Origin of the sequence: Paraburkholderia sp. SIMBA_054 (assembly GCF_046534875.1) — a bacterium.
In the GTDB taxonomy this organism is placed as follows: Bacteria; Pseudomonadota; Gammaproteobacteria; order Burkholderiales; family Burkholderiaceae; genus Paraburkholderia; species Paraburkholderia hospita.
This window is the reverse complement of the sequence record NZ_JAWRXV010000010.1, coordinates 202,230-222,629: the sequence shown is the minus strand read 5'-3', so window position 1 is coordinate 222,629 and position 20,400 is coordinate 202,230. Positions and strand designations below refer to the sequence as shown.

The window sequence follows — 20,400 nt, the reverse complement described above, 5'->3', positions numbered from 1 at the left end:
CACATGACAACAGCTGACGTAAAGGCCTGCGTATTCGATGTTTTTGGCACGCTCGTCGATTGGCGAGGCGGCGTCGCGCGTGAAGCGGCCGCGTTTCTGCAGAAGCATGGACGAAACGCGCAGGACGCTGACGCATTTGCGGATGCGTGGCGCGCGCAATATCAGCCCGCGATGCAACGGGTCCGCAGTGGGGAGCGTCCGTTCACGAAGCTCGATGTATTGCATCGTGAGAATCTCGAAGCGGTGTTGCGCGAGTTCGGCATCGACGCCGAACAAGTCGAGGCTACGGAACTCGACGATCTCAATCTGGCGTGGCATCGGCTCGATCCATGGCCGGATACCGTCGATGGACTCGCGCGGCTCAAGTCGCAATACATCATTGCGCCACTGTCGAACGGTAATGTCAGACTGATGATCGATATGGCAAAGCATGGCGGCTTGCCGTGGGACGCGATTCTCGGCGCGGAAGTCGCGCAAGCCTATAAGCCATCGCCTGAAGCGTATTTGCGCACGGCAGAGATTCTGGCGTTGTCGCCGGCAGAGGTGTGCATGGTCGCCGCGCACAATAGCGATCTTGCAGCGGCGCAGAAGTGCGGGTTGAGAACCGCGTTCATCGCACGTCCCTATGAACATGGCGCGTCGCAAACAACCGATCTACAGCCGGAAGGGAATTGGGACTGGGTCGCAAGCGACCTTGTGGATCTTGCGAAGCGGCTTGGCGTGTGAACGAAACGCGGCATGATGGCGCGCAAGGCCATCATGCCGTTGAATGAAACTACGATTACTTCAGGCGCGTCTTGATCTCATTCGCGAGTTGCTTCGTCGCGGCCTGTGTCGGTGCATCGGCAGCGAGGGCATTGAGCAAGCCGAAATCGTGGATCGTGCCGTTGTAGCGCGTCGTCGTGACTTCGTTGCCCGCTGCATCGAGCTTGCGACCGTATGCCTCGCCTTCGTCGCGCAGCACGTCGAATTGCGCGACCTGGATCAACGCGGGCGGCAGACCCTTCAACTCTTCTTCAGACGCACGCAACGGCGATGCGTAAATCTGCGCGCGCTGTGCGGGGTCCTTCGTGTACGCGTCCCAGAACCACTGCATCATCGCGCGGGTCAGGAAATGCTTGTCGCGGTACGCGAGGTACGAGCCGTCGTTGAAGTTGGCATCGGTGACGGGCCACATCAAGCCCTGGAAGCGGATTTGCGGACCATGCTTGTCCTTCGCCATCAGGCTGACGACGGCGGCCATATTGCCGCCCACGCTGTTGCCCACCACGGCGAGGCGGCTACCGTCCACGCCGATGTCGTTGCCGTGCTCCGCGACCCACTTCGTCGCGGCATACGCCTGATTGATCGCAACGGGATAACGAGCCTCGGGCGACGGCGTGTAATTCACGAACACGGCCACCGCGCCGGACTGCACGACGAGGTCGCGTACGAGCCGTTCGTGGGTCTGGAAGTCACCGAGGATCCAGCCGCCGCCGTGGAAGAACATGAACACCGGCAGCGTGCCCGTCGCGCCTTGCGGACGCACGATGGTGATCGGCACGCTGATACCATCTTCTTCGATGGTGCGGTTCGATACGTCGATGCCCGAGAGGTCGACTTTCACGCCGTTCTGCGCATCGACCAGCACCTGACGCGCCTTCGCGGGCGGCAGCGTGTTGAGGGCGGGACCCGTGCCGCTGTTGAGCTGCTTCAGGAGTCCCGTCGTGACGCGGTCGGGCGTCGCTTGCGTGGTGGGCGTTGCGGCGGCGGCAATCACGGCGTTTGCTGCAAGGACGGCGGCAAGGACGAGTGGCTTCAGGGCTTTCATTTTTTTACGCTCCAGTGTTCTGTCTATGAGGCGAAGTCGATCAAACCAGCGTCAACGTGACGTCGATGTTGCCGCGCGTTGCATTCGAGTACGGGCACACGATGTGAGCCTTGTCGATCAATGCCTGAGCGGCGTCACGCGGCATACCGGGCAGCGAAATCTTCAGTTCCACTTCGATGCCGAAGCCGTTCGGAATCGCGCCGATGCCAACGCTGCCGTCGATCGATACGTCTGCCGGAATCGCCGTCTTGTCGCGGGCCGCGACGAACTTCATCGCGCCGAGGAAACAGGCGCTATAGCCTGCCGCGAACAGCTGTTCCGGATTCGCGCCTTCACCGCCCGCGCCGCCGAGTTCACGCGGCGTGACCAGCTTGAAGTCGAGCTTGCCTTCGGGGACGATGGCGCGGCCGTCGCGGCCTCCCGTGGCGTGAGCGTGGGCGCGGTACAGAACTTTTTCGATCGACATGATGTAACTCCTGACTGGCAATAGTTGAGTGAACTGCATTTTACTATCTACTACTAGATAGACAACTGGACAAATTTCTATGCTTCAACGACATTTCTCTACATCCGTTATTTATCTACTAGAAGATAGATAACCGGGTCCAACAAAAGACGGTCTACAGCAACCGCCTCGAATACCGCTACTTCGAAACCTTCCATGAAGCTTCGACATCTTCCAGCCGTGCCTTCGTCCTGAATAGCCGGCTTGCCAACACGCTGCCCTGGTAAGCGGCGTACAGCGCTCGCGCCGCGTTTTCGGGCTTACCGTTGACATGCAACGTGCGCTCCTTGACGCCTTGTGCCAGTACCTTCGCGAGCCAGCTTTCGTTGGCCTTGAAGAACGCCTGCACCGCTGTACGGACGTTATCGGGCAATGCCTCGATATCCGCGGCGAGCATGCCGCACAGGCAAATCTGGTCGCCTTCGCCAAGGGTTCTGCCGAACAGCTTCGTGTACTTGCCGAGCTTCTGATCCGCCGGAAGAGAAGACTCGATGGAGCCGAGCGCGCCGAGTATCTCGTTGCTGTACTGGCTGACGGCTTCGAGCACCAGATCGTCTTTCGACGGGAAGTAATAGTGGATGCTCGAAGTCTTCACCCCTACCAGCTCCGACAGGTCGCGATAGCTAAACCCGTTGTAGCCGCGCAGCATCATCAGCGTGATGGCGTGCTCCAGAATCTGATCGCGAACTGTAGTGGTCGGTTCCATGGGTTGAACTTTATCTACTACTAGATAGACAGTCAAGCACTTTTTTTGAGGACTTCATGAAGGGCGCTGTCGACGTGGTGACGCGCTCGCTCGGCATGGAACTCGGCGCGCGGAAGATTCGGGTGGTCGGCGTCGCGCCGGGGTTCACGGAGACGGAAGGCAACAGTCACTTGCCGCGCGACCTCATTCAGCCGTTCATCGCGAAGACGCCGCTTGGCCGCGCCGGGCTGCCCAAAGACATTGCGGCTGCCGTGTCGTTCGCGGTATCGGATCACGCCGCGTGGGTGACGGGGTCCACCCTCGATGTCGCGGGCGGTCTGGTTTTCTAGTTTCGCGTCCAGTTTGGCAGGCGGTTTCGTCTCGAACCGCCGCCTCGATCTGACGCTCAAGCGTCACGGATAAACGATAGGCGCTTCGAGCAGACAACCGAACTCTCGCCCAAACTCTACAGACACACGTGCATGAACCGCGCCCTGTTTGTCGAAGAAGCGCTGTGTCCCGCCAAGCGTGAACACGCCTTCGTGCCAGATGTTCGGATGAATATAAAGACCCTGCCGGCCATCGAAGCGAAAGCACACGAACTTCTCGGGCGTCACATCGTCGCCGGGCAAGGCCAGTGGAACATAGAACGGCCGATGATCGAGAGGGAAGAACAACTGTCCGCCGTCCGGATGGTAGTTCGCGTGCCAGAGCAGCATGCGTTCGGGCGGCGCGGCGTTGTCTTCGCGCGCTTCGTCGGGTTCTGTCGCGTACGCGAGCACATAGTGGCCGCCCACGGCCTCGTTGCGACCGTAGAGGATGTCGCCGCGCCATTCGCTGACGAAGACGCCTTCCGTCGTCCCCGCCTCGTCGCCCGTGCCGGGATCGATCGGTCTCGATCCCATCGCGGGCCATTGCACGATTTCGACCCGGCATTCGTTCGGGTCGTCTACGAGCCTGCCATAGCCGTCGAGTGTCGCCGGTGTCGCATCGACGACGGGCATGGTCACGCGCCGAAGTCCCTCAGGTAGCGCCGGGTTCAGATAGTCGATCGGTGTGGACATCGTCAAAGCCTTTCAGGAGTCGGAGTATTGGGGCAGTGCGCGAAGATGATACTTGAACGCCGTTTCCGCTGATCCTTGGCGCACGATTTCTTTGCACGCGAATAGTCATTACAGCCCCAACGCACGCACCTCGTTCAAACGAGCGACCAGCCGAAAAACAATCATGCAGGGGGAAGTGCGCTCATTCTTCGAGCACGCTTGCCAGCGTGCGCCGCGTCGTTGCGAACGATGCGAGCACCGCAAGCCCCAATGCCGACAGCAGCACGCCAAGATGCATCGCGCCTGTTGCACCCGCATGATTGACGGCCACGCCGCCCGCGAGCGAACCCGCGGCGATCGCCGTCTGCACGGCGCTGACGAACAGCGCCGACGCGGCTTCCGGTTGCTTCGGCGAAGTCATCTGCATCCACACGCTCAGGCTCAGCGGAATCGCGCCGTAGGCGATGCCCCACGCGAGCACCCCCGCCACGACCGCGCCGTGCATGTGCGCAAACGAAGGAAGCGCCACCAGCGCCACCATCACGAGCGCGGTCATCGCGAACAGCGACAGCCGCGGATGCGATGTCACGAACGCCGACGCGACGAAGTTCGACATGAAGCCGACGATGCCGAAGCCGAGCAGCAGCGCCGTCACCCATGTCGCGCTGAGCAACGCGTTGTCTTCGAGAAAGGGCGCGATATACGTGTAGGCGCAGAAGTGCGCACCGAACAGCAAGGCGACCAGCAGCAGGCTGCGCATCACCGTCCCGCGCGTGAGCATGCGGCCGAAGTCGGCGATACGAGCAGCCGCGCGCGGCGGCAGATCGGGCAGCAGCGTCGCCTGCATCAGCAGCGCTGCAAGCGCGAGTGCGGCCGTCGCGAAGAACGAGACGCGCCACGACGACAGTTCGGCAATGAACGTCCCTAGCGGCACGCCGATGACGGTCGCGAGCGTGATACCCATGAAGATCGTAGCACTGGCTTTGGCGCTTTCTTCGTCCGCGACTATCTGTCCCGAGACGCCCAGTGCGACGGTCCAGAATCCGCCAAGGCTGATGCCGAGCAATGCACGCCCGACGAGCATCGTCGCGAAGTTGGTTGCGAGCGCTGCGACGAGGTTCGACGCGACCAGCGCGACCGACAGCAACAGCAGAATCGACCGCCGGTTCAGGCGACCCGCGGCGAGCAGCAGCATCGGCGCGGAGATGGCGGCGATGAGTCCGGGCGTGGTCGTCATCAGACCTGCCGTGCCGGGCGTGACGCCGAGGTCTGCGGCGATCTTCGGCAGTACGCCGACGGGCATGTATTCCGTCGTCACGAAAGCGAACGAGCCGAGCGCGATGGAGAACACCGCGAGCCAGCGTCGTTGGCTCGCGGTGGATGAAGACGATATGGGCGCATCGGAGAGCGACGCGGGTTGATTGGTGCTCATGTGAAAAGCTCCAGCAAGCGCGCAGCCGTCGGCGCGCGCGAAGTGGATCGCGCGTGGCGGCTGCGAAGTGCAATGAGGAAAAAACTGAGGAATAAAGAGGCGGCGTCGATCAGGTCAATTGACGCGCACTATCGGGGGCGATTGACGCCGGAAGCGACCATGCGTGAATGCATGATCGCTTCCGGCTGCGCTACGAATCAGCTGTTACGGCCCACGCGCCTCACGCTGCGACAGCGGCCTCGTCGTGGAACGCATAGTCGGTGTAACCCACGTCCGTGCCGCCGAAGAACGTCGCGCGGTCGTACGGGTTCAGCGGCAGACCTTTGCGCAGCCGCTCGGGCAGATCCGGGTTCGCGATGAAATGGCGTCCGAATGCAACGAGATCGGCATCGCCGGATTGCAGGATCGCTTCAGCGCTTTCGCCATCGAAGCCGCCCGCCGCGATGATCGGCCCACGAAAATGCGCACGCAGCGACTTCGCGGCGACGGGTTGCTGGTCGCGCGCTTCATCCTCGACGTTGCCCGCGATGCGCGGCTCGATCAGGTGCAGATAGGCAATGCCAAGCTTGTCGAGTTCGTCGGCCACATACGTGAACAACGCTTCCGGGTTGCTGTCGGACATGTCGCCCCACGAGCCGCTCGGTCCGAGACGCACTGCGACCTTGTCCGCGCCCCAAACAGAAATCACGGCGCGCGTCGCATCGAGCACCAGGCGCGCGCGGTTGGCGATTGAGCCGCCGTACTCGTCCGTGCGCTTGTTGCTGCCGTCCTGCAGGAACTGATCGAACAGATAGCCGTTGGCGCCGTGCAATTCGACGCCGTCGAAGCCCGCCCTCACGCCGCGCTCGGCAGCCGCGCGGAAGCTCTCGACGATGCCCGCGATTTCCGCCGTTTCCAGCGCGCGGTTCGGCGTGTTGGGCACCCAGCCTGCTTCCGTGTACGCGACGCCGCCGTGCGGCACTTCGGACGGTCCGACGGGACGGCCGCCATCGGGCTGCAACTGTGCATTCGATTGACGGCCCGCGTGATAAAGCTGAAGAAAGATCTTGCCGCCTTTCGCATGCACCGCGTTGGTGACGGCTTTCCAGCCGGCGATCTGGCTGTCGTCGTACAGGCCAGGCGCGCCGAGATAGCCATTGCCGTTCGGCGCCGCGATCGTGGCTTCGCCGATAAGAAGCGCACCCGGCGACGTACGCTGCGCATAGTATTCAGCCATCAGCGGGCCGGGGCGCGCGCCGCTCTCGGCACGCATGCGGGTGAGGGGAGCGAGGACCACTCGGTGCGCGATGTCGTACGAACCGACCGCGACTTTCGAAAACAGTTTGGACATTTCAATCTCCACAATCCAGTGATTCAGGGAAGCTGCTGCGTAATGCCGGTGATCGGCGACGCTTGACGCTAATGTAGATGCGGCGATGCGCCAGAAAAACAGCCCACGGGTTCGCTCACTTTGGACACCCGTGTCCGCAATCGCGCGAGCGTTGCTGCACGGGGCTTCGCCCGTCGAAAAGGCGATTGTTGGCGGCAAAAGAACAGTGATGTCGGCGATGCCGCATTTATCCTGCAAAGAGCGATTCCGATAATTCGAACCACTTGAAGGGGCGTTTCGTTTCGAGGCGCCTGTAATGGATGGATTGAACGAAAGGAACGAGTCATGGCGAAAATCATTACCTTTGCGCAGCACGGCGGTCCCGAGGTTTTCGAGTACACGGAAATCGGCACGCCCGAACCTGGCGCTAACGAAGTGCGTATTCGTGTGAAGGCCATCGGCCTGAATCGCGCGGAGTCGATGTGGCGGCGCGGCGAGTACGTCGAGCCGGCGAAGCTGCCGGCGCGGGTCGGTTATGAAGCGTCCGGCGTGGTGGATGCCGTTGGCGCGAACGTCACGCATGTGGCCGTCGGCGATCACGTCAGTACGGTGCCGTCGTTTTCGATGAACGATTACGGCGTGTACGGCGAGCTCGTGCTGGCGCCCGCGCACGCTGTCGTGAAGAGTCCCGCGTGGCTTTCGTACGAAGACGCGGTGGCGATCTGGAACGTGTTCGTCACGCCCTACGCAGCATTCACGGAAAACGAGCGCGTCAAACCTGGCGATGTCGTGCTGATTCCCGCGGCGTCGAGCGGGGTGGGCATCGGCGCGATTCAGGTGGCGAAGCATTTGGGCGCAACGACCGTCGCGCTCACCCGAACGCGTGAGAAACGCGACGCGCTTGTCGCGCTCGGCGCCGACCACGTGATCGTCACCGACGAAGAAGATCTCGTCGAAGCGGTGCAACGCATCACCGAGGGACGCGGCGCGGACCTCGTATTCGATCCTGTCGGCGGCAAGGCCTTTGCGCGTCTGATCGACGCGACGCGGCCCGGCGGCACGATCCTGCTCTATGGCGCATTGAGTCCCGACGACACCGTATTGCCCGTGTTGCCACTACTCTATAAGCGCATCACCGTGCATGGCTACAACCTCTTTTCGACGACCACGGACGCGCAACGCCAGGCGGATGCGGCGGCATTCATCTTCAACGGATTGCAGTCGGGCGCGCTCAAGACGGTAATCGCGCATCGCTTTGCGTTCGAGCAGATCGCGCAGGCGCATACGGTGCTCGAGCGCAACGCGCACTTTGGACGCATCGTGGTGTCGGTGTGATACGCGTGCCATCACCGTCTGTCATTCAATGGAGAATTCAGGATCATGGAAGCATCACTTAATGTGCCATTGCGCGTCGGCGTGATCGGCGTCGGCAACTGGGCGAGGCACGGTCATCTGCGCGTGCTCGATCTGTTGCCGCAATACACGCTGCAAGCTATCTATAGCCATCGGCGCGAAGCCGCAGAAGCAGCAGCACGCGAATATCGGATCGGCCGCGTGGCTGAGTCGATCGACGAACTCGTCGAAAGTCCCGACATCGATCTCGTGGTCGTGCTGAACACGGCTCCGCAACATGCGCAGACGGTCAGGCGTGTAATCGCGGCGGGCAAGCACGTGTACTGCGAATGGCCGTTGACGACTACGCTCGCTGAATCAGAAGAACTGTTGCGACTGGCCGAGGAACGCGGCGTGCGTCATGTCGTCGGCTTGCAAAGACGTCTCGCGCCGCATAACCGTTATGTGCGCGACCTGATCCAGCAAGGTTACGTCGGCGAGCTGCGTTCGGTACGCATGCATGTGAGCATGAACTACTTTCAGGCGACGCGTTCGCGCGCGCTCGAATGGACTGTGCCGCTGGAGAACTTTTCATCAGTGGTTTCGATCTATGGCGGCCACTTTCTCGACATGCTCTTTTCGGGAACCGGCTGGCCTGTTTCCATCGCGGCACTCACGCCTAACCAGTTTCCGTCGGTGACGATTCGGGAGACAGGCGTTTCGATACCGACATCGACGCCCGATCAACTCGTGCTCGCCGGCATGTTGAACGACAGCGCGGTGGTGTCCGTTCATATCGAAGGCGGCAAGCGTAACGGCTCAGGCGTGCAGATCGACATCACCGGGACGGAAGGCGATTTGCGGATCACGAACGCGTCTGCTTTCGGCGATGTGGGTGACGACTATGCAATCCTCGGTGCGCACGGCGACAAGCAGCTGCTCGAACGGCTCGAAGTACCGACCCACTATTTGCGCCTGCCGGAATCGGATCTGCCTTCCGCCGTACTGGAGCTGGCAGAACTCTATTGGGCTTACGCGCACGACGTGACGAATGGCACACGTACTGCGCCGACTTTCGCCGATGCAGTGCATATGCACCATCTTATCGAAAGCGCACAGATCTCTTTTGCGTCGGGTGAGTTCGCGCAGTTGAATCCCACAATGTAATTCGAGAGTGGGACGGTCGGGCAATGTTGCCCACTATGCAACATCGTGTTGACTACATTGTGCTTGCATTTGAAATTTGATGAATGTCTAATGCCCGACCGGATGAGTGGCTGTGAGCAGACTGAAAGCTTGTGCTAAATGGCAAATGATTTGAGAACTTTCCATTAGGTGACAGGCTTAAGCGTTTGTTGCTCATTTGAAATTGTTCGTAACGTCGCTGTCATAAAACTAAAGAAAAATGCTGCGCCAACGCTAAGGATCGATCGGAGCATCAACAATTGCACTGGGACGGGGAACTTCAGTTTCCGTGCTGCGCCGATCGAAACCGGGCACCATGTATTAGAAGAAATAGATCAAAACAACTATCACCTTCACATGAAAAATTAAATAGTGGGATTGGGGCGTCTTTAAGCCAGCGTATTCAAATTGAAGAGCAAACGTTTGCTTGGCATTTGATACGTTCGGCAAAAATTGAAAAGTGGCGAAATCGTACTCATCGGTGCACCAGGCGCGCATGTCGCGCTAAAGCACCGGCGAGCGCGCGTGCTCGTGCGTCGATAACGTTCTACGGCATGGCGTGAGCGTAAAGCCACATCTATTCAAAGAAAGACCGGGAAGAACGACAAGGAAACCATAATGCGCTATCGCGTTCGGTTGTTTACGGGGCAGCTTGCATGCTGTTTAGTAGTACTTTGGATGATGTTGCTTTGCATTGCGACTCACGCTGTCGCGAGCGAAGCGCTTCCGCCATCCAATCACATCAGGATCAATCTGGGCGCGACGCCCTGGAAGTACGTCAAGGACAATGACGACACCAACGCGATGCAGCCGGGTTTCAACGACTCGGGCTGGGCGCAGGTTGGCGTCCCGCAGACGCCGTCGGATAACGACACCTTCCTCAACTGGAAGTCGGGCGGCGATCAGGGATACCTGACGGGCAACATCAACTGGTATCGCAAGCACTTCACGCTCGATCCGTCCTTTGCGAACCGCAAGATCTATATCGAGTTCGAGGGCGCGCATACGGGTGCGCAGGTCTATATCAACGGGACCCTGATTCGCGGCAATAGCCAGATCAACAAGGACGCGACGCACGTGCTCGGGTTCATTCCGTTCATCGTCGATATCACGAACTATGTGAAATTCGACGGTACGGACAATGTGCTGGCTGTGAAGGTTGCGCGTGGCGACAAGTTCTTCGAGTCGCCCGATTTCGCAGGCGCATTCCGTTTCGGCCAGGACGATACGGGCCTGTTCCGCCCTGTGTGGATGCACATCACGGACCGGGTGCACATTCCCGAGAACATCTACGCCGTGCTTAATACGTGGGGCACGTATGTCGCGACGGTTACGGCGAGCACATCGTCGGCGACGATCCGTGTGCAGACCAATGTACTGAACGAGTACTCGACCGACCAGAAGGTGACGTTGACGACGCAGATCGTCGACGCGGGCGGCACCGTCGTGGTGACCGGGCAGGATACGCGCACCGTGCCCGCCAACGTGCAGCCGGGCTTGCAGCCTACCTTGTTCGATCAGGTGCTGACGGTTCCCAATCCGAACCTCTGGTATCCGAACAACAGCATCTACGGCAAGCCGTATCTGTACCGCGTGATTCACTCCGTCAGCATCGACGGCGTGGTCGTCGATACGACGGAAAGCCCGCTCGGCATCCGCACGATCACGTGGGACCAGAACTTCCCGATCATCAACGGACACCCGCACTATCTGTGGGGCGCTTCGGGCCGTTACGACTATCCGGCGCTCGGCTCGGCCGTGCCGCCTGAGCTGCAATGGAGAGACCTGAACCTGCTCGCGCAGGCGGGCGGCAGTCTGTACCGTCCGGGCCATTCGAGCCAGGGCCGCGATTTTCTCGATGCCGCCGACGCCTACGGCGTGATGATGGTTCAGCCGAGCGGCGAAGGCGAAGGCGGCTTCGCCGTCATCTGCACGGCGGAGACGGCTGCCGGCGTCAAGTGCATGACGCAGAACAACGTCACGCTGAAGACGGAACTGCATCGCGACATGATCGTTCATGATCGCAACCATCCGTCTGTGCTCGCCTGGGAAGCCGATAACGGCGCAACCGACACGGCATTCGCGCAATCGCTGAAGTCGCTGTCGCAAGTGTGGGACCCGATCAACACGCGCGCCCAGGCCGACCGCACGCCGAACCCGAACAACGGCGACATTCTCGGCTGTAGCGGCAACGGCTGCGACATCAACGTCAAGAAGGACTACCCGAATTCGCCGGCCTGGGGCTCGGAGTATTGGGGCGACGGCGTCGGTCGATGGAAATACGACTTCGAGCTGGCGTTCGCGGTCAAATATCTGAAGACCTGGGTGGAGAGCGTAGCCGGCAAGTCGTTTGGTATTGCGCACTGGTATCTGGCCGATACGCCGGGTGAAATCAACACGCAGACCGACGGCATCGCGCCGGAGGCCGTGCGTGGTAATGGCGCGTCGATGATGGACGCGAACCGCCTGCCGCGGCTGATCTACTACATCTATCAGGCGGCGTGGACGCCGTTTGAGATCAAGCCCGTGGTCAAGCTCGCGCACACGTGGAACCGCGCCGGCACCGTGACCGTCAACGCGTTCAGCAACTGTCCCGCAGTGCGGCTGCGCCTCAATGGCGAGCTGATTGGCGGCGACCAGGTGCCGAATCCGACGTCGATGGACCCGACCGATCTGACCCAGAACACGACGTCCCTGCCTACGCAGGTGCATTGGGACAACATCAAGTGGGCACCGGGCACGGTGACGGCGGAGTGTCTCGACAACAACCGCCAGGTCGCGGCGTATGACTCGCTGGTGACGGCAGGTCCGGCCGACCATATCCAGTTGACGGTCGAACCGGAACTCGTCAAGCCGAGCGGCGAATCGTTCGCGCTGACCGCGAACGGCACGGATGCCGCCGTCATCACGGCGACGGTCGTCGATGCGAACAACATTCGCGTGCCGGACGCATCGCAGACCCTGACGTTCAGCGTAAGCGGTCCGGGCACGTATCGCGGCGGCTCCGACCATGACGTGACGCCGAACCAGCCGCTGTCGTATCACGCGCCAGGCGACCCGAACCTGTCGGTCGAAGGCGGCGTGACGCGCATCGCGGTCAAGACGCAATTCACGCCTGGTGCTGTCACGGTCACGGCGACATCGCCCGGCCTCGGCAGCGGCACGGCGACGTTCAACGTCGTGCCGACGAACGCGCAGCAAACCTTCAACGGCAATGCGCTCGTGGTCGGTCCGCAGCCGCCCAGCGCGTTGAAGATCATCACGCAACCGGCCGATCAGATCGTCACGCAAGGGCAGAGCGGGCAGTTCTACGTGCTGTCGGCAGGCGCGGCGCCCATCAGCTATCAATGGATGAAGAACGGCGCGGCCATTCCGGGCGCGACCGGCTACACGTACACGACGCCCGCTGTGCAGTCGGGCGACAACGGTATCACCTACAGCGTCGCCGTGCGCAACGCCAACAGCAGCGTCACGTCGCGTGAGGCGAACTTGAAGGTCGTGCAACCGGCTGCGCCGACCATCACCACGCAACCGCTGTCGCTGAGCATTACGAGCGGACAGAGCGCGGAATTCACGGTGGTCGCGGCCGGTTCGCCCGTGCTGTCGTATCAGTGGCTGAAGAATGACGTGGCCATTCCCGGTGCGAACCAGCCCGTGTATGACACGCCCGCGACGCAAACGTCGGATAGCGGCTCAGTGTACAAAGCCGTCGTGACCAACAGCGCGGGTACGGTCACGTCGGCGGACGCAACGCTGACGGTGAGCGTCGCGACGCCGCCCGTCATCGTGTCGCAGCCGCATAGCCAGAGCGTGCCGTTCGGTCAGAGCGTGACCTTCAACGTGCTCGCGAGCGGCTCGGCTCCGCTGAAGTATCAATGGACCAAGGACGGCAAGCCGTACGGCACGAACTCGGCAAGCATCGTGATTGCGTCGGCGCAGGGCAGCGATGGCGGCAACTACGCCGTCACGATCACCAATAGCGCAGGCAGCGTCACGAGCGACCCGGCCACGCTGACGGTGAGCGGCGCGGACAACAGCAACCTCGCGCTCAACGCGAAGGCGATGTCGAGCAGCGACCAGAACGGCGGCCTGACGGCGCAGAACGCAGTGGACGGCTCGGTCGCATCGCGCTGGTCGTCGGCGCCGGAGATCGATCCTTCGTGGATCACGGTCGATCTCGGCTCCATCCAGACCTTCAACAAGGTCGTGCTGATGTGGGAGAACGCGGCTGCGTCGGCGTACAAGCTTCAGGTATCGAACGACAACAGCAACTGGACGAACGTTCTGCCTAACGACCAGATCATCGCGGGTCACGGCGGCACGGAAACGACGGTGTTCCCGAGCACGTCGGCGCGCTATGTCCGCATGCTCGGACTGCAACGCGCTACGCAGTATGGTTATTCGCTGTTCGAGTTCCAGGTGTTCGACGCGCCGCAATGCGGCAGCGAGACCGAGCGCTTCACGTTGCTGGGCGCGAAGCCGGGCACGTGGACTTCGACGATCGCAGGTCTGCCGTCGGGCCCGTATGTGCCGAACGTGAAGGACAACGTCAGCGGCCTCGTGTGGCAGCAGTACTACACGACGTTCCCGAACCAGGGCGCGCAGTTCACGCAGACGGTCGCCAAGCAGTATTGCGCGGCTATCGGCATGCGCCTGCCGACGCAGAACGAAGCATTGACGGTGGCTCGCTCGAACTTCGCATCGTGCGCGTTCCCGGCTCCGTGGGGAACGTGGACCACGACGGGTGTGCCGAATGCGTCGACGCAGGCGTATCTCGCGTTCTCGTCGGGTCAGTCGGTTCCCGGCATCATCGACAACACGCCGGGCTGGTCGCTGTGCGTGTCGGGCAATTCGGCCAATGCGCCCATCATCTCGGCGCAACCGGCGAGTGTGAAGGTCAGCGAAGGGCAGGCAGCGCAGTTCTCGGTGGGCGTGACGGGCACGGGTCCGTTCAGCTTCCAGTGGATGCGCGGCACGACGGTGGTGGCGATCACGACCAACCCGACGTACACGACGCCGCCGACCACGGTCGCAGGCGACAACGGCGCCGCGTATAGCGTCGTCGTCAGCAACGGCGGCGGCAGCGCGACCAGCGCGACGGCGATCCTGACCGTGACCGCGGCAACAGGTGGCAATGGCGGCGACGGCGGCAACGGTGGTGATGGTGGTAACGGTGGTGATGGTGGCAATGGTGGTAATGGCGGCGACGGTGGCAACGGTGGCAATGGCGGCGTGCCGAGCGCCAATCTCGCGCGCGGCAAGGTCGCGACGTCGAGCGGCGTGCAGGACGACGGCTATGCACCCAAAAATGCTGTCGATGGCAACCTCGGCTCGCGCTGGTCGTCGGACTTCCATGACGACGCATGGATCACGGTCGATCTCGGCCAGCAGACGCAGTTCGACCGCGTCGTGCTGAACTGGGAGAACGCGTACGGCAAGGCCTATCTGCTTCAGGCATCGAACGATAACCAGACGTGGACGAACATCATCCCGCAACGTGCCGGCGCGGGCGGTGTCGAGGATATTTCGCTGCCTGTCACGAATGCACGCTATGTCCGCATGCAGGGTGTCAAGCGCGCGTCGCAGTACGGTTATTCGCTGTTCGAGTTCGAGGTCTACAACTCGGCGGCGACGCCGAAGCTGACGGTCACGGCGAGCAGCAGCGCCAACGGCACGATCAGCCCTTCGGGTGCAGTCGGCGTGATCCAGGGTGGCTCGCAGACCTTCACGGCGCTGCCGGCAGCCGGCTACGGCGTGGGCTCGATGACCGTGGATGGCAAGAACCTCGGCGTGCAGTCGACGTACACGTTCACGAACGTCATCGCGGAGCACAGCATCAGCGTGAACTTCGTGCCGTTGTCGGCAAGCGTGAATCTGGCGCAGAACCGGCCGGCGACGTCGAGCGGCGACGAGAACGACAACACGCCGCCCACGTTGGCCGTCGATGGCAACACGGGCACGCGCTGGTCGTCGAAGTTCATCGACCCTTCGTGGATTGCGATCGATCTCGGTACGGAGCAGACCTTCAATCGCGTGGTGCTGAACTGGGAGAACGCGCACGCGATTGCGTATCAAATCCAGACCTCGCACGACAACGTCGACTGGTCGAACACCGTCTACACGACGACGGACAGCAAGGGCGGCGTGGAGGACCTGTCGTTCCCGGCCACGACCGCGCGTTACGTGCGCCTCTATGGCACGAAGCGCTCGACGGACTACGGCTACTCGCTGTTCGAGTTCGGCGTGTACAACAACGTCTCGTCGACGCAGCGCGCGCGTCAGTAACGCGCACGCCGGTTTAGCAACGTTGGATGGACGCCCGCCTGGCGGGCGTCCAACTTTTTTTGAAGGAAGTGTCGATGCAGTCTGTCAACCATCGCCGTGCAGCCAACGCGAGAGGATCGCGGCACGCGCGGCTCAAGAAACAGGGCGGCTTTACGCTGCTCGAACTGCTCGTGGTGCTCGTCATCATCGGCATGCTGGCGGCGCTCGTGGGGCCGCGCTATTTCTCGCAGCTCGGCAAGTCGCAGGCGACTATCGCGCGTGCGCAGATCGACGTCTTCACGAAGTCGATCGATAACTTCCGGCTCGACGTCGGCCGCTATCCGACCGCCGACGAAAACCTGGCCGCGCTCTTCGTCAAGCCCGCGAATGCGGACAAATGGGCCGGTCCGTATCTGAAGAAAGAAGCACCGCTCGATCCGTGGGGACATCCGTATGTCTATCAGGTGCCGGGTACGAAGAGCGACTACGCGGTGATCTCATACGGCCGCGACGGCCAGCCGGGCGGCACGGGAGAAGATGCCGATATCAGCAGTGAATGAAGCGCACATGTAGCGCGCGGCAACGGGGCAGCAGCAGACCACAACAAACCAGTAGCACAGCACTATGCCGTATGAAGTGAGGGCGCTTTCGCCCGACAACCAGATCGTCTCGCTCGTCGTCGATGCGCAGGATGAGGACGACGCGCGCCGCCAGGTCGAAGCGCGCGGCCTGCACGCGACCCAACTGCGCGCGTTGCGCACGCTGCGCTCGTCGAAGGCTTCGCGCGGCGGCATCTCGCTCGTGCTGTTCAGCCAGGAACTGCTCGCGCTATTGATGGCGGGCCTGTCGATTGTCGAAGGGCTCGAAGCGCTGGTAGAACGCGAAGGCAACGCAAGGCTGCGCGGCATTCTCGAACGGCTGCTGGCGGGTTTGCGCGAGGGCAAGCGCTTTTCGAGCCTGCTCGCCGAACAGCCGGACGTGTTCCAGCCGCTTTACGTCGGCATCGTGCGCGCGGCCGAGGGAACCAGCGACTTGCCGCGCTCGCTGCAACGCTATGTCGATTACCAGGCGCGCATCGACATGGTGCGCAACAAGCTCATCAGCTCCGCGATCTATCCAAGCATTCTCTTTATCGTGGGCGGCGGTGTGTCGACCTTTCTGATCACCTTCGTGGTGCCGCGCTTCGCGACGATCTATGAAGGCACTGGCCGAAGCTTGCCGTGGATGTCGCAGGCACTGCTCGACTGGGGCAAGTTTGCGTCGGCGCATGGGCTGCCTTTGTTTGCCGCCGCCGTTGCAGTTGCGATTGCGGGCGGCGCGGCCGTGCGTGCCACGATTGCGCGCGTGGGACTCGTCAGTCTGCTGGGCCGCCTTCCGCTGCTCGGTCCGCACTTGCGCATCTACCAGCTTTCGCGGCTCTATCTGACGCTTGGCATGTTGCTCGAAGGCGGCATCCCGATCGTCTCGGCGATGGAGACGGCGGGCGGAACGATTTCGCCCGCGTTGCGCGACGGCTTGCTGCGGGCACGCGCCGCCGTTCAGGCGGGCGCGCCGCTGTCCAGTTCGTTTCACGCGGAAAATCTCACCACGCCGATTTCGCTACGCATGCTGCGCGTCGGCGAGCGCTCCGGCGAACTTGGCAACATGCTCACGCAATCTGCGGCGTTTTACGACGGCGAGATCAGCCGCTGGATCGACCGCTTCACGCGCATGTTTGAACCGCTGCTGATGTCTGCAATCGGGCTTGTTGTCGGGACCATCGTCGTGCTGCTCTACATGCCGATCTTCGATCTCGCGGAAGGACTGTCGTGAACGCGCCCGAGACTATCGCGCCGTTGTTCGACGCCGATCTGCTGGCGCGCGCCCGCGCGGCAGCGGCGGCCACGCAGCGCCACATCGTCGCCGAACTGGAGACGCTGACGGGCGTCGAGCCGCGCCAGTTGCTGCAGGCGCTTGCGCAATTGCTGGACATGCGCGTCATCGAAACGGCGGACATGCTGGCGCTCAAGCCCGCCTTCGACCGCGTGCCGCTGTCGCGCGCGATGCAGCGCCGCTGCGTGCTGTTGCGCGAAGAAGACGCGTCATTCGTCGGCGTCGTGACAAGTCCGTTCGATCTCGATCTGCAAACCTGGCTCGCCGCGCAGGCTAACGCCGCAATTGACATCCGGCTCGCGCTGCCGTCCGATCTTCAGGCGTACCACGCGCGCATGGAAGAATCGACGCGCGCCATCGATAGCCTCGTGACGGGCGGCAGCGAAGCGCAAGCCGAAGGGCGCACGGCGCAGGTGCTGTCGTTCGAGACCGTCAGCGAGGCGGCCAGCCCCGCAGTGAAGCTGGTGAACTCGACGCTGTACGACGCGCTGAAAGCAGGTGCATCCGATATCCACCTTGAAAGCACGCCGAGCGGCCTTGCGTTGAAGTACCGCGTGGACGGCGTGCTCGACGCGGCGGCCACGCTGAACGGCGTCGAGACAGCCGAGCAGGTGATCTCGCGCCTCAAGGTGCTCGCGGAACTGGATATCGCCGAGCGGCGCGTCCCGCAGGACGGCAGCTTCCGCGTCGCGGCGGGCGGACGCGACATCGATCTGCGCGTGTCGATCATGCCGAGCATTCACGGCGAGGATGCCGTGATCCGGATTCTCGACAAGCGCGCGATGATCGAAGCGTATGGCTCGTTGACGCTCGAAGCGCTCGGTTACGACAGCGAATCGCTGGTGGCCCTGCGCGCGTTGGCGGAAGAGCCGTACGGCATGCTGCTCGTCACGGGACCGACAGGCTCGGGCAAGACAACGACGCTCTACGCCGCGCTCACGGAAATTCACAACGGCCGCGACAAGATCATCACGATCGAAGACCCCGTCGAATATCAGTTGCCCGGCATTCTGCAGATTCCCGTCAACGAGAAAAAAGGGCTGACGTTCGCGCGCGGGCTGCGCTCGATCCTGCGGCACGATCCGGACAAGATCATGGTCGGCGAGATACGCGACCGCGAGACGGCTGAGATCGCCGTGCAGTCGGCGCTGACGGGCCACCTCGTGCTGACGACCGTGCACGCGAACAACGTATTCGACGTGTTCGGCCGCTTCAGCCATATGGGCATCGATCCGTATGCGTTCGTGTCGGCGCTCAACGGCATCTGGGCACAGCGTCTGATGCGCGTGAACTGCGCGCACTGTGCCGCGCCGTACATGCCTACTGACGCCGAACTCGCGCGTCTTGGATTGAGCCGCGCCGACGTCGCCGGTTTCGATTTCCGGCAAGGAACGGGTTGCGGCGACTGCCGCGGCACCGGCTACCGTGGACGCCGCGCGATTGCGGAAATCCTGATTCTCGACGACGAGATCCGCGACATGGTGGTCGAAAAGCAGCCGATCCGCGCAATCAAGGACGTGGCGCGCAAGAACGGCACGCGCCGCTTGCGCGATGTCGCGTTGAATCTGGTGAAGCGCGGCGAGACGACGCTCGCGGAAGTGAAGCGGGTGACGCTCAATGCATGACAGGCTGATGCGCATCTGGCCGCGCGGACATTGCCGGGTTCGGCTGTCGCGCGACGCGGTCTCTGTGCTGCGTGTGAGCGGCTCGCGCAAGGCGACGCCCGTTCTCGTCGAACGGCCGTTGCCCGCGTTTGCGGGCGCAGCGCCCGATACGCTCTCTGCGCCCATCGCGGCTGCGCTCGACGCAGCGGGCGGCGCTCGCGTGCCCGTTCACGCGACGATCGACGACGACCTCGTGCGCTACTTCGTCGTCACGCCGCCCGCCAATGGCGGGCGCATGCAGGACTTGCGCGCGGCTGCGGGTGTGCGCTTCCAGGTGTTGTATGGCGAGCCGCTTGCGGACTGGCACCTCGCCGCCGACTGGCAATCCGCCGCACCGTTTCTGGCCTGTGCGGTTTCTCGACGTCTGCATGCGGCATTGCAGGTTGCGGTGGAAGCGCAGCGCGCAAGCCTTGCATCCGTGACGCCGAACTTCGTCGCTGCGTGGAATCGGTCGCGCCGTCGCCTCGGCGCCGATGCATGGCTCGCGACGCTCGGCGAACACGCGCTCACATTGGGTCTCGTCACTGACGCAAAGAAGCCGCGTCTTGCCGCCGTGCGTACGCTGCCGCTGCCGAAGGCGATTCCGTCGATGGCGTGGCTGCGCGATCAGTTGTCACGCGCGGCGCTGCTCGACAATGTGGCCGCGCCTTCCGTGCTGCATATTCACGGTCGTCCGCTCGATGAGTGGCAGCCCGATCCGGCTTCATCCGCTGATGTGGGTTTGAGCGTGCAATGGCATCCGCAACGATGAAACGTCTGCACATCGACCTTGCGCCGTTCGGCTGGCGTCGCACGCTGTATCGCACCCATGCTGTTGTGCGCGTGCTGGCGCTCGCCGCGCTGCTGTTGTGCGTGCTCGCCGGCTTCCGCGCGTACAGGCTGGTTGCAAATCTCGATTCGCTCCAGCTCGAAGCGGCGCGTCTCGCGTCGCGCACGGAACGCATGGCTCGCGCTTCGGGCGCGTCGTCCGGCGCGCCCATCGATGCAAAGCAGGCGGCAGCCGTCAATGCCGCCGTGACGCGCCTCAATCTGCCGTGGGGCAGCATCCTCGATGCTGTCGAAGCCGCCACGCCTTCGCAGGTCGCGTTGCTGTCGATCACGCCCGAACCGGGTCGCGCGCAGCTCAAGATCGAAGCCGAGTGCGGCAGCAGCAAAGACATGATCGACTATCTGACACAGCTGGAGCAGCAGCCCTTGTTCGAACGCGTCACGCTGGTCAGGCACGAACGCATGCGAGACGGCATGGATGGCGTCATCCGCTTTCAGATCGAAGCGCAGTGGCGGAGGGCGCAGTCGTGA

The 20,400-nt window shown here is 62.5% G+C and carries 16 protein-coding genes; 10 read left to right on the top strand and 6 right to left on the bottom strand.

The window, feature by feature from the left end:
* The first annotated feature begins 3 nt into the window (after nt 1-3).
* The gene (locus SB822_RS15115) at nt 4-726 is read left to right on the top strand and encodes a haloacid dehalogenase type II (RefSeq protein WP_009770052.1); all 723 of its coding nucleotides are present in this window, start codon (nt 4-6) and stop codon (nt 724-726) included.
* Nucleotides 727-781: 55 nt separating this feature from the next.
* Here the strand turns inward: SB822_RS15115 and SB822_RS15110 are convergent, their stop codons facing one another.
* From SB822_RS15110 to SB822_RS15100, 3 genes are all read right to left on the bottom strand, one after another.
* The gene (locus SB822_RS15110) at nt 782-1,810 is read right to left on the bottom strand and encodes an alpha/beta hydrolase (protein ID WP_009770053.1); all 1,029 of its coding nucleotides are present in this window, start codon (nt 1,808-1,810) and stop codon (nt 782-784) included.
* Between the two features lie 40 nt (nt 1,811-1,850).
* On the bottom strand, nt 1,851-2,276 hold the full coding sequence (locus SB822_RS15105) for an organic hydroperoxide resistance protein (protein WP_007739684.1): 426 nt from the start codon (nt 2,274-2,276) through the stop codon (nt 1,851-1,853).
* Between the two features lie 178 nt (nt 2,277-2,454).
* The gene (locus tag SB822_RS15100; protein ID WP_007739687.1) at nt 2,455-3,021 is read right to left on the bottom strand and encodes a TetR/AcrR family transcriptional regulator; all 567 of its coding nucleotides are present in this window, start codon (nt 3,019-3,021) and stop codon (nt 2,455-2,457) included.
* 56 nt (nt 3,022-3,077) lie between these two features.
* Here SB822_RS15100 and SB822_RS15095 point away from each other — a divergent pair, with 56 nt between their 5' ends.
* Nucleotides 3,078-3,350: an SDR family NAD(P)-dependent oxidoreductase gene (locus tag SB822_RS15095; protein ID WP_410855061.1), complete on the top strand. Its 273-nt coding sequence runs from the start codon at nt 3,078-3,080 to the stop codon at nt 3,348-3,350.
* A gap of 63 nt (nt 3,351-3,413) precedes the next feature.
* Here the strand turns inward: SB822_RS15095 and SB822_RS15090 are convergent, their stop codons facing one another.
* The 3 genes from SB822_RS15090 to SB822_RS15080 form a co-directional block, all read right to left on the bottom strand.
* The gene (locus tag SB822_RS15090) at nt 3,414-4,064 is read right to left on the bottom strand and encodes an ureidoglycolate lyase (protein ID WP_009770056.1); all 651 of its coding nucleotides are present in this window, start codon (nt 4,062-4,064) and stop codon (nt 3,414-3,416) included.
* A gap of 181 nt (nt 4,065-4,245) precedes the next feature.
* Nucleotides 4,246-5,475, bottom strand: a complete 1,230-nt coding sequence (locus tag SB822_RS15085; RefSeq protein WP_410855060.1) for an MFS transporter — start codon at nt 5,473-5,475, stop codon at nt 4,246-4,248.
* A gap of 220 nt (nt 5,476-5,695) precedes the next feature.
* Nucleotides 5,696-6,805 carry an alkene reductase gene (locus SB822_RS15080; protein ID WP_410855059.1) on the bottom strand — a complete coding sequence of 370 codons (1,110 nt, stop codon included), beginning with the start codon at nt 6,803-6,805 and terminating at the stop codon, nt 5,696-5,698.
* A 324-nt stretch (nt 6,806-7,129) separates the two neighbouring features.
* Here SB822_RS15080 and SB822_RS15075 point away from each other — a divergent pair, with 324 nt between their 5' ends.
* From SB822_RS15075 to SB822_RS15040, 8 genes are all read left to right on the top strand, one after another.
* Nucleotides 7,130-8,119, top strand: a complete 990-nt coding sequence (locus tag SB822_RS15075; RefSeq protein ID WP_410855058.1) for a zinc-dependent alcohol dehydrogenase family protein — start codon at nt 7,130-7,132, stop codon at nt 8,117-8,119.
* A gap of 45 nt (nt 8,120-8,164) precedes the next feature.
* Entirely contained in the window at nt 8,165-9,283 is a 1,119-nt protein-coding gene (locus SB822_RS15070) for a Gfo/Idh/MocA family protein (protein WP_410855057.1), read from the top strand.
* A 696-nt stretch (nt 9,284-9,979) separates the two neighbouring features.
* The gene (locus tag SB822_RS15065; RefSeq protein WP_410855056.1) at nt 9,980-15,586 is read left to right on the top strand and encodes a discoidin domain-containing protein; all 5,607 of its coding nucleotides are present in this window, start codon (nt 9,980-9,982) and stop codon (nt 15,584-15,586) included.
* Between the two features lie 74 nt (nt 15,587-15,660).
* Complete coding sequence (gspG, locus tag SB822_RS15060) at nt 15,661-16,125, top strand: type II secretion system major pseudopilin GspG (protein WP_039902143.1); 465 nt, start codon at nt 15,661-15,663, stop codon at nt 16,123-16,125.
* A gap of 64 nt (nt 16,126-16,189) precedes the next feature.
* Nucleotides 16,190-17,377 (top strand): type II secretion system F family protein, encoded by a 1,188-nt coding sequence (locus SB822_RS15055; RefSeq protein ID WP_410855055.1) that lies wholly within the window; start codon nt 16,190-16,192, stop codon nt 17,375-17,377.
* Nucleotides 17,374-19,062, top strand: coding sequence for a GspE/PulE family protein (locus SB822_RS15050; protein WP_079490331.1), 1,689 nt, complete (start codon nt 17,374-17,376; stop codon nt 19,060-19,062). The genes SB822_RS15055 and SB822_RS15050 overlap by 4 nt, the downstream gene beginning before the upstream one ends.
* Entirely contained in the window at nt 19,055-19,852 is a 798-nt protein-coding gene (locus SB822_RS15045; protein WP_410855054.1) for a hypothetical protein, read from the top strand. The genes SB822_RS15050 and SB822_RS15045 overlap by 8 nt, the downstream gene beginning before the upstream one ends.
* On the top strand, nt 19,849-20,400 hold the full coding sequence (locus SB822_RS15040) for a PilN domain-containing protein (RefSeq protein ID WP_410855053.1): 552 nt from the start codon (nt 19,849-19,851) through the stop codon (nt 20,398-20,400). The genes SB822_RS15045 and SB822_RS15040 overlap by 4 nt, the downstream gene beginning before the upstream one ends.